The sequence below is a fragment of the Bacillus sp. REN3 genome (assembly GCF_017912555.1).
GTDB lineage: Bacteria > Bacillota > Bacilli > Bacillales > Cytobacillaceae > Mesobacillus.
This window is the reverse complement of record NZ_JAERSD010000011.1, coordinates 52,513-67,682: the sequence shown is the minus strand read 5'-3', so window position 1 is coordinate 67,682 and position 15,170 is coordinate 52,513. Positions and strand designations below refer to the sequence as shown.

General features: G+C 44.2%; 13 protein-coding genes. 7 read left to right on the top strand and 6 right to left on the bottom strand.

The window, feature by feature from the left end; all coding sequences use genetic code 11:
* Positions 1-144: 144 nt before the first annotated feature.
* Positions 145-597 (bottom strand): SRPBCC family protein, encoded by a 453-nt coding sequence (locus JJQ88_RS11510; protein ID WP_210366044.1) that lies wholly within the window; start codon positions 595-597, stop codon positions 145-147.
* Between the two features lie 270 nt (positions 598-867).
* Here JJQ88_RS11510 and ggt point away from each other — a divergent pair, with 270 nt between their 5' ends.
* Entirely contained in the window at positions 868-2,637 is a 1,770-nt protein-coding gene (ggt, locus tag JJQ88_RS11505) for a gamma-glutamyltransferase (RefSeq protein WP_210366043.1), read from the top strand.
* A 175-nt stretch (positions 2,638-2,812) separates the two neighbouring features.
* Here ggt and JJQ88_RS11500 read toward each other — a convergent pair whose 3' ends face one another.
* Positions 2,813-3,826 carry a S66 family peptidase gene (locus tag JJQ88_RS11500; RefSeq protein WP_210366042.1) on the bottom strand — a complete coding sequence of 338 codons (1,014 nt, stop codon included), beginning with the start codon at positions 3,824-3,826 and terminating at the stop codon, positions 2,813-2,815.
* A 159-nt stretch (positions 3,827-3,985) separates the two neighbouring features.
* Between JJQ88_RS11500 and JJQ88_RS11495 the strand changes: the two genes are divergently transcribed.
* Positions 3,986-4,285, top strand: a complete 300-nt coding sequence (locus JJQ88_RS11495) for a hypothetical protein (RefSeq protein WP_210366041.1) — start codon at positions 3,986-3,988, stop codon at positions 4,283-4,285.
* A 37-nt stretch (positions 4,286-4,322) separates the two neighbouring features.
* Here JJQ88_RS11495 and JJQ88_RS11490 read toward each other — a convergent pair whose 3' ends face one another.
* Both JJQ88_RS11490 and JJQ88_RS11485 read right to left on the bottom strand, forming a co-directional pair.
* Positions 4,323-5,084 (bottom strand): SIR2 family NAD-dependent protein deacylase, encoded by a 762-nt coding sequence (locus tag JJQ88_RS11490; protein WP_210366040.1) that lies wholly within the window; start codon positions 5,082-5,084, stop codon positions 4,323-4,325.
* Between the two features lie 99 nt (positions 5,085-5,183).
* Positions 5,184-5,366 (bottom strand): hypothetical protein, encoded by a 183-nt coding sequence (locus tag JJQ88_RS11485; RefSeq protein ID WP_210366039.1) that lies wholly within the window; start codon positions 5,364-5,366, stop codon positions 5,184-5,186.
* A 180-nt stretch (positions 5,367-5,546) separates the two neighbouring features.
* On the opposite strand from JJQ88_RS11485, the gene cypC reads away from it, so the two are divergent.
* From cypC to JJQ88_RS11465, 4 genes are all read left to right on the top strand, one after another.
* The gene (gene cypC, locus JJQ88_RS11480) at positions 5,547-6,749 is read left to right on the top strand and encodes a CYP152 family fatty-acid peroxygenase CypC (protein ID WP_246861100.1); all 1,203 of its coding nucleotides are present in this window, start codon (positions 5,547-5,549) and stop codon (positions 6,747-6,749) included.
* An 848-nt stretch (positions 6,750-7,597) separates the two neighbouring features.
* Entirely contained in the window at positions 7,598-8,188 is a 591-nt protein-coding gene (locus JJQ88_RS11475) for a biotin transporter BioY (protein WP_210366038.1), read from the top strand.
* Positions 8,189-8,215: 27 nt separating this feature from the next.
* The gene (gene bioB, locus JJQ88_RS11470; RefSeq protein ID WP_210366037.1) at positions 8,216-9,208 is read left to right on the top strand and encodes a biotin synthase BioB; all 993 of its coding nucleotides are present in this window, start codon (positions 8,216-8,218) and stop codon (positions 9,206-9,208) included.
* A gap of 532 nt (positions 9,209-9,740) precedes the next feature.
* Positions 9,741-11,321 (top strand): bifunctional metallophosphatase/5'-nucleotidase, encoded by a 1,581-nt coding sequence (locus tag JJQ88_RS11465; protein ID WP_210366036.1) that lies wholly within the window; start codon positions 9,741-9,743, stop codon positions 11,319-11,321.
* A gap of 420 nt (positions 11,322-11,741) precedes the next feature.
* Here JJQ88_RS11465 and JJQ88_RS11460 read toward each other — a convergent pair whose 3' ends face one another.
* Positions 11,742-11,885 carry a hypothetical protein gene (locus JJQ88_RS11460; protein WP_210366115.1) on the bottom strand — a complete coding sequence of 48 codons (144 nt, stop codon included), beginning with the start codon at positions 11,883-11,885 and terminating at the stop codon, positions 11,742-11,744.
* Between the two features lie 683 nt (positions 11,886-12,568).
* On the bottom strand, positions 12,569-13,972 hold the full coding sequence (locus tag JJQ88_RS11455; RefSeq protein WP_210366035.1) for a M28 family peptidase: 1,404 nt from the start codon (positions 13,970-13,972) through the stop codon (positions 12,569-12,571).
* A 185-nt stretch (positions 13,973-14,157) separates the two neighbouring features.
* Between JJQ88_RS11455 and JJQ88_RS11450 the strand changes: the two genes are divergently transcribed.
* Entirely contained in the window at positions 14,158-15,072 is a 915-nt protein-coding gene (locus tag JJQ88_RS11450) for a DMT family transporter (RefSeq protein WP_210366034.1), read from the top strand.
* The last annotated feature ends 98 nt before the right edge of the window (positions 15,073-15,170 follow it).

The window sequence follows — 15,170 nt, the reverse complement described above, 5'->3', positions numbered from 1 at the left end:
AGGCAAATTACTTCAATTGGATATGAAGTAACTTTCTCTCACTATCCTCTTCGTAAGTCAGTAGAACCAAAATAACATTCTATCCTACTCTTTATATTCTTTAACATAGGCCTGCAAATAAAAAACCGGCAATATTCATGCCGGCTAATCATTTTGCATTTTTCCTGTCAGTTTCCTTGCGATCGCTTCTGTCAGCTCCTGCCCGGTTTTCGGAAGATTATTCTTCAAGACCCCGTTCATGACCGGTGCCATGGCTCCATGGGCTTCCATTTCCAGAAAACCGGTCATTTTCGTTTCATTTGACGATATTGCTTCCGCAAGGAAATATCCGTTGCCGGTCAGGTTCTCATTGATACCTTTTAAAACGAATGTTACTTTTGTCGGTTCTTTCCATTCTTTAATCGTTACCTGGAGGCTTATTTTCTTTTTCATGAAGCCAATGGTTTCTTTAAAAGTCCAATTAGACATCTTTTCACTTATTTTTTCATGGCTGATATAGCCAGGCAGCAACGGAGCCCAGTGATCCATGTCTTTTACAAATTCCCAAACACTCTCAATCGGAATACCAATGTTTATCTCATGTTGCCCGGATGGCATAGTCATCTCTCCTTTTAATTGGTCCCTTTAAAATATATGCCGGGATTGCCTGAATATATCCTGACACCTTCAAGAAAGGGTGTCATATTTCTATATCCTGCCCTTTTCCCTTCTATGCGGTTTTTAAATTCATTAGGGCTTTTTCCCTAGTCATATCAAGATGATTGGTATAAAAGATTCAAAATTCTAAAAATTCATTCATATCGTTTGCCTTCTTCCTTTCTTATTCCCTACGATATGAATGAAGTCATTTACAAGAGGAGGGAATCAATGAAGAAATTATTAAAAACAGGGTTGTTTGCCCTATTGTCAGTCCTGCTTTTAGCTGGAACGATGCCGCTCGCAGGACAGGCGGAAAAGCCTCAGTTCGATTATGACCAATATACCCAGGTTGACCTTGGGAAGGATGGGATGGTGGCGACCGCTCATCCGCTTGCCTCTGAAATCGGGGCAGAAGTCCTGAGGAAAGGCGGAAATGCCATTGATGCATCAATCGCCATCCAATATGCCTTGAATGTCACAGAACCGATGATGTCCGGAATCGGTGGTGGCGGCTTCATGATGGTATTTGATGGAAAGACGAAGGAAACGACGATTGTGAACAGCCGTGAACGCGCCCCTCAAGGTGCGACGCCAGATATGTTCCTTGATGAGAATGGAAAACCCATTCCATTTGGCGTCCGCTCAACTGGCGGAACTGCCGTCGGAGTACCTGGTACCCTGAAAGGCCTGGAAACTGCTCACGAAAAGTGGGGAACGCGGCCGATGCAGCAGTTGATCAGCCCAGCCGTCAAGCTTGCAGACAAAGGCTTCCCTATTGATTCTGTGCTTGCTGAAGCGATTGCTGACAATCAGGACATACTCGCCCGCACGCCAGCAAAAGATGTTTTCCTACCAAACGGACAACCGTTAAAGGAAGGCGATCTTCTTGTCCAAAAAGATCTGGCAAAAACCTTCAAGCTGATTCGCGCACAGGGTTCGGATGCCTTCTACAATGGAGAAATTGGTGAAGCGCTTGCCCAAGTCGTCCAGGATTTTGGCGGTTCTATTACTCTTGAAGACCTGCGAAATTATGATGTGACAATCGATGAGCCAGTATGGGGAGATTACCAGGGATATAAAATCGCCAGCATGCCTCCTCCAAGCTCAGGCGGTGTCTTCCTTCTGCAAATGCTTAAGATTCTTGATGATTTCAATCTTTCTCAGTATGATGTCAAGTCCGTTGAGAAGTACCATCTGCTTGCGGAAGCGATGCATCTGGCTTATGCGGACAGAGCAGCCTATGCGGGCGATCCCGAGTTCGTCAAAGTTCCGGTTAACGGCCTGCTTCACCCTGATTATATTAAGGAGCGCCAACAGCTCATCAGCCTTGATGCAGCCAACCAGGAGGTTACAGCTGGTGACCCGTGGAAATTTGAGACGGATAAGGCAAATTATACGCCGACGGCACAGCCAAATGATCGTCAGTACGGAGAAACAACTCATTTTACCGTAACTGACAGATGGGGAAATGTCGTTTCCTACACTACGACGATTGAACAGCTTTTCGGTACAGGAATCATGGTCCCTGGATATGGCATTATGCTGAACAACGAACTGACAGACTTTGACGCTGTCCCAGGCGGTGCGAATGAAGTACAACCAAATAAACGCCCGCTCAGCAGCATGACCCCTACCATCGTTTTTGAAGAAGACAAACCTGTCCTGACAGTAGGTTCACCAGGCGGACCAACAATCATCACCTCCGTGCTCCAGACAATCCTCCATGCGATCGAGTACGATATGGAGCTTAAAGCAGCTGTGGAGGAGCCGAGAATCTATACTAATAATCTTAACTCATACCGTTATGAAGATGGCATCAGCACGGAAACCATCTCCAGGCTGAACGGAATGGGCCATAAATTTGGACCACAGACAACGACCATTGGGAACGTCCAAAGCATCTTGATTGACCATGAAAATGGCCAATTCAAAGGTGTTGCCGATTCAAGCAGGAATGGAGCCGCCATCGGAGTCGATTTGAACGGAAAAAGAAAATAATCCAAAAGAAGGCGCATGATTGAGTTCATGCGCCTTGTTATTATCCAATTATAATAGGTTTTTCTTCATCCTATGTACCTAGAATAGCAAAAAGCGGTATCAGCTTAACGAAAAGTAATCTTAAGGTTACAACCTCCATTACCTGCGCTTTGATCCCCTCGTTGTTCATTTTCTTCTACACGAAACGCTGCACAACCGTGCCCTTTCCGTCTTTCACAACCACTTCTGCGAATGCCCCATTTATAAATGTCATTTGCGGAGGCATATGCCCGCAATCAATATCGTATATGACTGGCACCTGAAGTTCTTCGGAAAGGTCACGATAAACATCTTCGATTTCATAATCATCAACTGGATCATTTGCCGCGCTCCGTCCGAACATGATGCCAGAACAGTTCTCAAACCAGCCGGCAAGCTTCATTTGGACCAAAGCCCTCCGTAAACCTGTTGTGTTCAAATGAACATTTTCCAGGAACCAAATAACCGGGTCGCCATGGATAAATCGCTCCCTAAATTGTCGGACATCACCATATGGCGTGCCAACAAGGTGCATCAGTATGTCGATACAGCCACCAAGGAGCCTCCCCCTCAATTCAACTTTGTCAGCGGAGACTGTTTTCCAATATGTTGGTTCTGTCAGGTGAAAAACATATGGGGAAGGTTCATCATGGTTCCACATCCTTTGGAATTTTTCCGATGAATGCTGAAGGACTTCTTCTCCATTATTCGTTGAAAGGACCGTTTTCCACATTGCTGTGGTCGAATCTGAATATTCACCTCTCAGGTCGATCAGGTTCGTTCCATGTGCAGTAGCCATTCCGGTCTGTAAAGTCGTTGCGAATAACAGTGCGCTGACATCCGAATATCCTAAAATCCACTTCTCTGCCATTTTATCAAAATCAAGGTATTCCAGCATTTCGATCAATAGTTCACCACCCCACGGAGGAATGATCATATCGATTCCAACATCCTGCATCATCTTATTCAGTTCTTCCGCCCGGACCTCTGCAGGCGCGGATTTTGCCTTTTTTTGTGTCCAGACCGTTTCCCCGCATATCACTTTAAAGCCCTTTTCCACCATTCGCTCACATGCAGACTTGATGATTGAATGGAGGTATTCAGGTACCCCGGAAGAAGGGGCACTTACGCCTATCGTTCCTTTTTCTTTAAACCGCGGATACTTTATCATCCTTCCTCCTCCTCTTCCGTTTGTTCGGAATCTGTTAAAGAACAGTTTATCATAAAGGCAGAAGAAAAAGTCCATTTAATGGGAAATAAAGCGTTTTTTGTTAGGAGAATCCCCTTTTTGGGTATAGGAGGACAAAACCCAATAGGAGGCTGATTCATCATGGATATTTCGAAGAAGCATATCCTGGGATCCTATAAAAACGAACAGGAAGCCATTGAGGAAATAGAATCGATAAAGGAGGAAATGGCCAGCTCCCCTGTAAGTTCTGTATCCGGCTATAACTTTGAAGTAGTGAAAAAGGAAGTAAAGTATCCAATCAACTCATTTAGTGCTGGCAAAATGGATTTGGGAGAACCCGCTTTCAAGGATTATGCGGACGATCCATCCGAAAATCAGCCTGCAGCGAAAAGTGTTGAACGCCCTCTTCCAGAGAGAGAAATCAATAATCGGGTAAGATAACAAAAATGAGCACGGAAATGGATCCGTGCTCATTTTTTTAAAGGTGTTTGTCTATTTCATCAAGGGCAGCACCAATTGAATCTTCGATCACACAAGAGTCAGGCGAGAAATCGTATGGAGTGCCTCCCCTATTAATGATGACCATTGGAGCGTCAGGATCCTTGTATTGCGGGAAGATTGAAAATGGAGTAACCTTCATGCTGGAACCCAAAATCAGAAGGCAATCCGCTTCATTAACCACATTCAGGATGTGTTCAATGCCGTCTGCAGTAAACCACTCCCCTGCATCCCCAAAAAGTACGACATCTGGTTTGATATAGCGCTCCTTTTCATCCAGCGATGAACAATGGCTGCATACATAAAAATTTGCCATGGTTTTCTTCCTGGCAGCCATCTCTTCAGTGGAATACTTATACCCGCAATTCTGGCACGAAGCGGTCTTCATCGTTCCATGAAACTCGATAACCTTCTTGCTCCCCGCTTTTTGATGAAGGGCGTCGATATTCTGGGTGATGATGTGGTTTAAACGCCCTTCTTTCTCCCACTTCGCTAAAATTTCATGTCCTCTGTTCGGCGTTGCCTTTGGATGATAAAGGTGTTCAATGGCAAATGTATAAAATTCCTTTGGATTACTATAAAAATAATCCAATGACAGGATGGATTCCGGTACCATCTTATACAGTCCGATTCGTGAACGGAAATCCCTGATCCCAGACTCGGTGCTGATTCCGGCACCTGTAAGAGCGACGATGTCTGTTGAGTTTCTGATGATTTCTATGCAGGACTCTAGTTGTTTCACTTGTAACTCCTCTCCCCAAACTCACTTTTCCTTATTTTACCGCAGTCTGTTAACCAGGTAAAAGAATTGGCCCTGCATCAAACATGCCTAAAACGAGGTTTACATTCCTGGCTGATGCTGTTTCAGCTGTTCATCGATTGATTCGTTCCTCTCTCCGCCATCCGCAAGTTCTTCTAAAGACTCTTCTGCCCGAAGCCCCTGTTTGCCTAAAAGCCTGGAACTTGCGATTGTTTCTTCAGAAAGATTATTATTCGCAGCAGCTTGTTCATTCCATTTACCCATAGGTACCTACCTCCTTTCGTTATACTTTTTCAAAAAAACATTTAGTCCATACAGGAATTTGTTTTATTTTTTCAAAAGAGGTGCAAAGTAACCAGTGGATACTACCCTTAAAAAGGAGTCAATTTGCTTATGAATGAAAGATTCCCGCATGATCGAAGTCTTGATAACAGCATTGCTTAGATGCAGGAAGGCTACCTATTCATTGGAAACAGAATGAATCGTTACAAAACCGATTTGTTTGAAGCTCGTCTCCTTGGCCAAAAAGTCATTTGTTTGGCTGGTGAAGAAGGAGCAAGACTATTCTATGATCAGGACTTTTTCCAGCGGAACGGCGCGGCCCCTAAACGGGTGCAGAAAACATTATTCGGGGAAAATGCCGTCCAGACAATGGATGGCGATGCCCATACACATAGAAAACTGCTTTTTATGTCCCTGATGACGCCTCCCCATCAGCAGCGTCTTGCAAAGCTGACAAGAGAACAGTTCCGCGCTTCCATTCCTAGATGGACAAACCAGCAAAAAGTTACCTTGTTCGAAGAAGCTAAGCAAATATTGTGCCGGATTGCCTGCCATTGGTCGGGCGTGCCTCTTAAGGAATCAGAGATAAAGAGACGGGCAGATGATTTCAGTGATATGGTCGACGCTTTTGGCGCAGTGGGCCCAAGGCATTGGAAAGGAAGGAGAGCAAGAATTAGATCAGAGGAATGGATCATCGAGATCATTGAAAATGTCCGAAGCGGCAAACTTACATCAGCACAAGGTTCTGCTATCCATGAGATTGCATTCCATAAAAACCTTGATGGAAGCCAGTTGGATGCACGCATGGCGGCGGTGGAACTGATCAACGTACTTCGTCCCATCGTGGCGATTGCTACTTTCATTACCTTTTCTGCATTAGCCCTGCACGAGCATCCTGAAACAAAAGATAAACTAGAGAAAGAGGACAGCGGCTATCTTGAGATGTTTTCACACGAAGTCCGCCGATACTATCCTTTTGGTCCATTCGTTGGAGCAAGGGCAAAAAAAGATTTCACCTGGAAGGAGGCCGAATTCAAAGAAGGGATGCTCGTCATTCTCGATATGTATGGAACAAACCACGATCCCCGGCTCTGGAACGAACCAAATGATTTCAAGCCAGAAAGATTTAAAGGGTGGGATGGCAACCTTTTCAGCTTCATCCCGCAAGGTGGAGGGGATCCTTCTAAAGGCCACCGCTGCCCGGGAGAAGGTATCACTGTAGAAATCATGAAAGCGAGCATTGACTTCCTCGTCAATGACATTCATTATGAAATTCCGGAACAAGATTTAAGCTTCCCGCTCGACCAAGTGCCATCCCTGCCGGAAAGCGGCTTAATCATGGCGAATATCAGGGAAAAAAAATGATCGTAAAATTTATAAAAAGCGGTGCGTGTAAGCACTGCTTTTATTTGTTTCGGTCATTTCTTAAAGATTGTTGCTTAAAGTTCGGGTTTTGAACAAGGGCTGACAGAGCATCGCACTAGAGTCAGCGAAAAGCCACGCCAGTGATTCACTTTTCATTGAACGGTAGCTTAAAAATCCACATTTTTGATCACTATTACTGCTCTCCGCGCCCCAAAAGGGAGTGCATCCTGCTCTTGCGTTACCTTTTGCCACTCCCCGCGCCCCCAAAGGGAGTGCATCCTGCTCTTGCGTTACCTTTTGCTGCTCTCCGCGCCTCCAAAGGGAGTGCATCCTGCTCTTGCGTTACCTTTTGCCACTCCCCGCGCCTCCAAAGGGAGTGCATCCTGCTCTTGCGTTACCTTTTGCTGCTCTCCGCGCCCCAAAAGGGAGTGCATCCTGCTCTTGCGTTACCTTTTGCTACTCCCCTCGCCCCAAAAGGGAGTGCAACACCCTCTTGCGTTACCTTTTGCTGCTCTCCGCGCCCCCAAAGGGAGTGCATCCTGCTCTTACGTTACCTTTTTATCAACGTGTTTATGTCCCACTCTCCAGCCATAAATTTCCTTTTTATTGAAACATCTCATCCAAACGTTCTTCCCACACTCGGCAAATTTAGTGGCCGTTTTCTTTTTATCTTGACAATCCTTGGGAACAGCCCAACCATGCATTCACTTCTACTCATACTGATTTTTCCTCTGTTTTTCCTGAAGCATTCAAACAGCCTATATTGTTAACCTATAAATAAAAAGGTTGACATAAAATATTCACAAAGTTTATTCTTTTTTTATACCACAAGAAAGGGGATGTTCTAAATGAAATTGAAAACGCTTGATTTAACATTGGCGGCAATGTTCGTTGCTTTAATGGCGATTGGCGCGAACATTACTTCCTTTGCGCCATTTATGGTAGTTGGCGGGGTACCAATTACATTACAAACATTTTTCGCGATTCTAGCAGGTGTCATTCTCGGCAGCCGGCTTGGTGCTATTTCAATGATGGTCTATGCACTTGTCGGTCTGGCGGGAGTTCCGGTCTTTGCTAAGTTCGGGGCTGGCCTGTCGACATTCATAAGCCCAACTTTCGGCTTTATTCTCTCTTTCATATTCACCGCATTCGCAGCAGGTAAGATCATCGAGAAAAATCGCTCCTTTTCAGCTTTTATCACTGCAGCACTCATTGGTTTGGTAATCAATTATGCAATTGGAACAAACTGGATGTACTTCGCCTATAAACTTTGGGCAGCTGCGCCAGAAGGATTCACATACGGAATGGCCTGGCTCTGGATGGTCGCGCCGCTTCCGAAGGACATCATCCTCGCTGTTTTTGCCGGGATCATGGGACATAGGCTTGAAAGGACTGTTTTATCAAAAGGGAGCTTCAAGCATTTAAGAAAAGCAGCATAATTTTTGCAAAAGAGAGGGGGAACTTTCTTGGGAAAATGGAAAGAACTTGCTGGCAGGGTCCTTGATGGAGTTGAGCTCACAGAGTCAGAGGCTATGAGTATCCTTGAGAGTCCTGATGAAGAGTTGCTTGAATTACTTGATGCCGCCTATATGATCCGTCACTTTTACTTCAAAAACAAGATCAAATTGAACATGATCATAAATACTAAATCAGGATTATGTCCGGAAAATTGTGGCTACTGTGCTCAGTCTTCAATATCGGACGCGCCTGTCCAGAAGTATCGCATGGTCGATAAGGATACAATTCTTAAAGGGGCAGAGCAAGCTTTTAAGCTGAACGCAGGAACCTATTGCATTGTAGCTAGCGGCAGAGGACCAAGTGATAAAGAACTCGATACGGTCGCTTCTGCTATCAGGGAAATCAAGCATCGCTATGGTCTAAAGGTCTGTGCCTGCCTCGGTATCCTCAATCCTTCACAGGCTGGCATCTTGAAAGAAGCGGGAGTGGACAGGTACAATCATAACCTTAATACTTCAAAGAACCATCATGAAGAAATCACGACTTCACATACATACCAGGATCGTGTCGATACAGTTGAACTCGTCAAGAAATCCGGTATTTCGCCATGCTCTGGTGTCATTGTTGGCATGAAGGAAACAAAGCAGGATGTAGTCGATATGGCCAGAAGTTTAAAAAATCTTAATGCTGACTCAATACCTGTCAATTTCCTTCATGCTATTGACGGTACCCCGCTTGAAGGCGTGAATGAATTGAATCCACGATACTGCCTGAAGGTCCTGTGTCTAATGCGATTCATCAATCCATCAAAAGAAATCAGGATTTCCGGCGGACGGGAAGTGAACCTCCGAAGTCTTCAGCCTTTAGGACTTTATCCCGCGAATTCCATTTTTGTTGGAGACTACTTAACCACAGCCGGACAGGAAAGCACCGCTGACCATAGAATGCTGGAAGATCTGGGGTTCGAAATCGAATTTGCAAAAGAAGAAGTAAAGGCGTGACTTAAGAAAAGGGCCATCCAATCCGAAGATGGTCCTTTGTCTTTTACCTTTTTTACAGCTTATTTCTATTGGCTTTTTATCATATTACTTTCTGATCGGGATTTTCAATGTGTGACCTGCGTTTTATTCTCCGCTATCCTTACCCTTTTGTTAGATGATCATTACGAACCTATCTATATCATTCCTTTCCTCCCCAGCCTTATTTGGTTTAAACCTTTCCTTCCCTCTTGGAAACTTCTGTATCATTAAAAATTTTTAATGATAAAATATTCAATACTGGCCGGCATCCTTTTTTGATAAGTCTTGCATTGATATGTACCCTCGTTTTTCAGATTTATCATTCATTAAGGAATTGGACTAGGAGCAATAGTCCACTTACAATGGAATATAACAGTTTCCACAGGTTTCTATGGATTTTCGAACCCATAAATCGATCTATCCAGGAAGACTGCAGCTTGTATGTTAACATTCGAGTATCAACTGCTTTCTTCCGTAAAAGAGTTAAAAATGATTACAGAAAGGAAGTGACAGGATGAAGAACCGTGAAAGAAGTTGCGAGCTTGTGATTCTCCAGACGAGTGATATCCATGGAAATCTCATGCCAATCAGTTATGGGAACAATCAAGAAGTAGAATATGGGCTGGCGAAGCTTGCTCTCCCATTAAAAGAGGAAATGAAACAGGCTGATAACAGTTTCTTGATTGATAACGGAGATTTAATCCAGGGCACTCCCCTTACTTATCATCATGCGAGGCATCAGCCAAATGAACAAAACCCTATGGTGAAAATCTTGAATTATCTGAAGTATGATGCAGCAGTTATAGGGAATCATGAATTCAATTACGGACAGGATTTACTGGAGAAGGCAGTCAGCGAATCGAATTTCCCCTGGCTGTCGGCAAACATCCTGGAATCAGGAACAAACCAGCCTGCTTTTGGCCGTCCCTTTATGATTAAAGAATTCGATAATGGCCTTAGGGTAGCTCTGCTCGGCTTGACTACCCACTATATCCCGAACTGGGAAAACCCAAATCATATCAAAGGCCTCGAATTTCCTGATGCCTATTCGACAGCAAAGGAATGGGTCAAATACCTGCAGCAAAATGAGCAATTCGATTTGCTAATCGTTTCCTATCATGGCGGTATAGAATGCGAGCCGGAAACAGGTGAACCGGCAGAAACCTTGACCGGAGAGAACCAGGGTTACAGGATTTGCACTGAGATTGAAGGAATCGACGTTTTGCTTACAGGGCATCAGCACCGGAAGCTCGTATGCGAATTGAACGGTGTAACGGTTGTCCAGCCTGGTTTCAACGCCCAGTCATTCGGAAAGATCCAGGTTTCTTTTGAGTTCTCATATGGAAAGTGGCAGGTGAAAGACAAATCTGCTGCCATTATCGAGGTTAATGAAGCCAAAGCGGAGCAAGCCATTTTGGAGCTGGCCAAATCGTATGAAATCCAGTCCCAAAAGTGGCTTGACCAGCCAATTGGGACAATCGTCGGTGACATGAGCGTCAGGTCTGCATTTGATATTCGCATGGAGGACAACCCGCTGATTGAGTTCATCAATAAGGTTCAAATGGATGCAGCTGGAGCCGATATATCGGCAACGGCTCTCTTCCACAATGAATCCCCCGGCTTCCCTGCCGAGGTAACTATGCGGGATATTGTCTCGAACTATATCTATCCGAACACCCTGAAGGTCATCAGGATTACAGGAGCCGACCTCAAAGCGGCGCTTGAAAAAAGCGCGCTCTACTTTGATGTCAAGGATGGAGAACTGATCGTGAACCCCTCATTCGAAAAACCGAAGCCTCAGCATTACAACTATGATATGTGGGAAGGAATACAATACACCTTAGATATTTCCCGTCCGGCAGGCGAGCGTGTCACCGAGCTGAATTACAAGGATGAACCGGTAAAATCAGATGCCTCCTATGATGTTGTCATGAATAATTACCGGGCAGGTGGAGGCGGCAATTATCCAATGTTCAAGGGTAAGCCTGTCCTTAGGGAAATCCAAAGGGATATGACAGAAATACTGGCTGACTATTTCAAGAAACACGGGATCATCCATGCGACTTGCAATCATAATTGGCGGGTGATTCATTAACTTTCATCATTCCTGCCAAAAAATAATTACAGTTGTGGCAATAGCAAATTCACTCACGCATGGCACAAAATGCCCAGCCATGATCCACAAGAAACTGTTCACACAATTTTCAAGATAGGATATCGACTCGCCGAAAAAATCCGGCGGGTTTTTTTATAAAAATCGTTATGTACACGGTATTTTTTTCTATCGTCCGCCGGGTGTAATCACGTTTGCCAAAAGTACCGCATTCACGCGTTATACGGCTACATTTTCATTCGTAAGTTCGTTTTTCACAGTCCAACGCTTCCCCTATGATTTTATCAACCTACCAGGATTACCCCGTACCTTGAAACTGATCCCTTCACGATATATATGAAGAAATAAGAAACCAGGTCTGCTTATATTTAGAATACTATTGCATTTTTGATCGGTATAATGCTATTCCTTTTCACTTTTATTCTTCATAGCCTCCAAATGTGATAGAATCCGTTCGTTTTGTTCAATCATTCTCTCATTTTGCTGCCGCATTTTTGTAAAATCATAGCTGAACACTATTAAAAGAATGATAATGAAAATGTCCAATATTGCTGCCCCTTCCCCTTCTGGACTAGTATCCATTTTTATTTTACTTTACCATAAACATTCGGGTATTGGAATAAATATCCATATCTTATTCGTTGTATGTCAAATTTCTCTTTAGGTGCGATCCTGAGTGATTATTTTTATGGCTGATTAGAATAAGAAGCTATCGGAAGATGGGTACCGGAGATAATTAAACGACAAACTTTGCTTTCTAAAGTATACTTGGCAATCGTTCAAAAGCAGATTGATAGAGATGAATCTGATGTTCCTCATCGAAACCCTGTTGTTTGGTTAAAATCCCTATTAGAATTGATTGGTCATGCTGACCATTTGGATGCAAATATGAAACTGTTAGCAAGTTCAGCCGAAATAGAATAGCGGTTCAGCGACAAGCTGGTTATAGGAAGAGAGAATATCGAATTTGCAGGAAGTAGAATGGTAATTTCTGCAAAAACAAAGAATGAAAGGAACAATTTCAATTAAATGAAAAAGAAGCTAAAGTTTTGTTATTTTTATTGTATGCCCGTCTTAATAAAGTGATAGAGAGGAATGGTGATAATCAGTTTACGAAACAACCGTTCAATATCTCCATAATCTCTATCTAAAAAACGAAGGGTATTTAAAATGAGAACGTCTTTACCAAAATATTAAAGGAAGCACGGTCTCCCGTGCTTCCCTGTTTATCACTGAATCTGCTCTTCATAATATAGGTGCGGAACTTTTTGCTCCTTATCTCTTTTACCCGCCGGTCCCTGGTTTTCCGGCCTGACAAGGTCATAGACTGCTGTGCCGACAATTTCAGCAACATCCTGGAGCTTCTCCTTGCTGATTTTATCAATCGTGTCTTCCGGCGTGTGGTACCATGGCTCTAATGGACGGTGGATAAAGGATGCAGATTGAAGCCCAGCCTCATAAAATGGAACGTGATCACTGCTGCCGCCTGCCTGGATTGGCGTCGGCTCCCCGTTTAATCTGGCGCTGGACTCTTGAGCATATTCCGCGACAATGTTCCTTGAACCATCAACAGTATTGATGACCAGGTCACCCGCGTCCCGGCTGCCGACCATATCCATGTTAAAATAGCCGACAAAACGATTCTTTTCATCTTCAGACAGCTGGCTTACATAGTGGCGTGAACCGATCAATCCAAGTTCTTCAGCACCGAAGGTAATGAATCGCATCTCCTTATTTGTTGGAAGATCTTTAAACACCCGTGCAAGTTCAAGTGTCATTGCCGTACCGGATGCATCATCGTTTGCCCCTGGAGCTCCCGGAACAGAATCATGATGTGCCCCAAGCGCGATGATTCCGTTTGTTGCTTTGTTTTTATTCGTAGGCGCCTTTGTTGCAATCACATTATGGGAAGTGCGCATCCCAGCTTCCGCGCCCTCGAGATAGATGGAAGCCGTCAATGCTTCCCCATTATTGAGTTTAGCAAGCAATGCTTCTCCTGCCTCTTTTGAAATTGCGACAGCCGGCACGTATGCGTCATTTGGCTCGCCAAAGGTTCCATTCAGGTCGCCAGGGGTGTTATTATAAATAATGACACCTGCTGCCCCATTCGCGGCTGCATTTAATACCTTGTCAGCAAATGAAATGGCTCCCCTCTGGATCAAAGCAATTTTGCCTGATAAGTCCAATCCCTCGAAATCTTCCTCCTGACCTAACCCAGCAAAAACCAGTTCACCAGAAACATTCCCATCCATCCCATAAGTAAAGGATTTGGGAATCAATTCACCTGGATAGCCATCCACTGTTAATTGGACGGTATGCGGAGCAGTATATCCATAAAATGTGAATTCCTGGAGTTCTGTTTTATAGCCATATGATTCAAATTGTTCTTTAACATATTGAATCGCTTTTTGCTCCGCCTCTGTCCCTGCGACACGTGGTGTCCTTGAAAGGTATTCAATATTGTTATAGATGTTTTCAACATTGATGTTATTAAGGACCTTGTTGTCGAATACGTTCAAAGACTGGGCTTGCTGAACGCTTTCCGCCGGCCCTGCATAAATCCCCTGTGCAGCCAATGGACTTGCTGCGATAGTGGCGGCTAGCGCCAGCGTTAAAAATGGTTTCTTTTTCATAAATAGCCTCCTGGAAACAAGTAATAGGTTACCAGATTAGATGTTATAATATTCTAAAAATATTTAAAAGTTTCATTTCTACTATTTTATGTGGGCTTTTAGTCTTATTTTACTATTTTCATTCAAGCTATTCCGCTTCGTGAATGGATGATATACTATAAAAAACACTTTTATGGAGGCAAAATATGCAGTCGAATGTTGCTACAGCTGCGCCAGCTGGAACAAAAGGCATCCTCCTTGTCCTGACAGCAGCGATTTTATGGGGAGTTTCAGGTACGGTAGCCCAATTCCTTTTTCAAAAACAAGGCTTCACGCCAGAATGGCTGGTTGTCATCCGATTGCTGGCATCCGGTTTAATTCTCTTGATTTATGCCAGCGTAGGCACAAAGGAAAAGATATGGATCATCTGGAAGGAATCCGGTGACCGCAAACAGTTGATCCCCTTTGCCCTGTTTGGCATGCTGGCTGTCCAATATACGTACTTTGCGGCAATTGATCATGGCAATGCCGCGACTGCGACCATCTTGCAATACCTTGCTCCAGTCCTGATTACGGTCTATCTCTCCCTACGTTCGAGAGCTCTTCCAACATCAATTGAAGCATTTGCGATTGGCATTGCCCTGCTCGGGACATTCCTGCTCGTTACAGGAGGCAGCCTGAAAACTCTTTCTATCTCGGGAGCAGCTGTATTTTGGGGGATAAGTTCGGCATTTGCCCTAGCTTATTATACACTGCAGCCAGGGAATCTTCTGGCAAAATGGGGTTCGATTTTAACAGTTGGCTGGGGGATGATGATTGGGGGCATCGGTTTCAGCTTTATCCATCCTCCGTGGAACTTCTCGGGAGACTGGTCTTTCACGTCCGTACTGGCTGTTGTATTCGTTGTCGTTTTTGGGACATTGATTGCTTTTTATTGTTATCTTGAAAGCCTGAAATACATATCGCCTTCGGAAACAAGCCTGCTGGCGAGTGCTGAGCCATTGTCTGCGGCCATCCTGGCGGTTCTCTGGCTCAACGTTCCATTCGGAATAGCGGAATGGATTGGTACCATTTGCATAATTGGGACAATTTCCATCTTGTCAGTAAGGAAGCGACCTTGATTAACAATGGCAAGCTCCTTTTTTTCGGATAAATTATATCGTTTGACAACTCCTTTCTCTTGACCAAATAAACAAAAGCACCAGCCATCACGTATGGC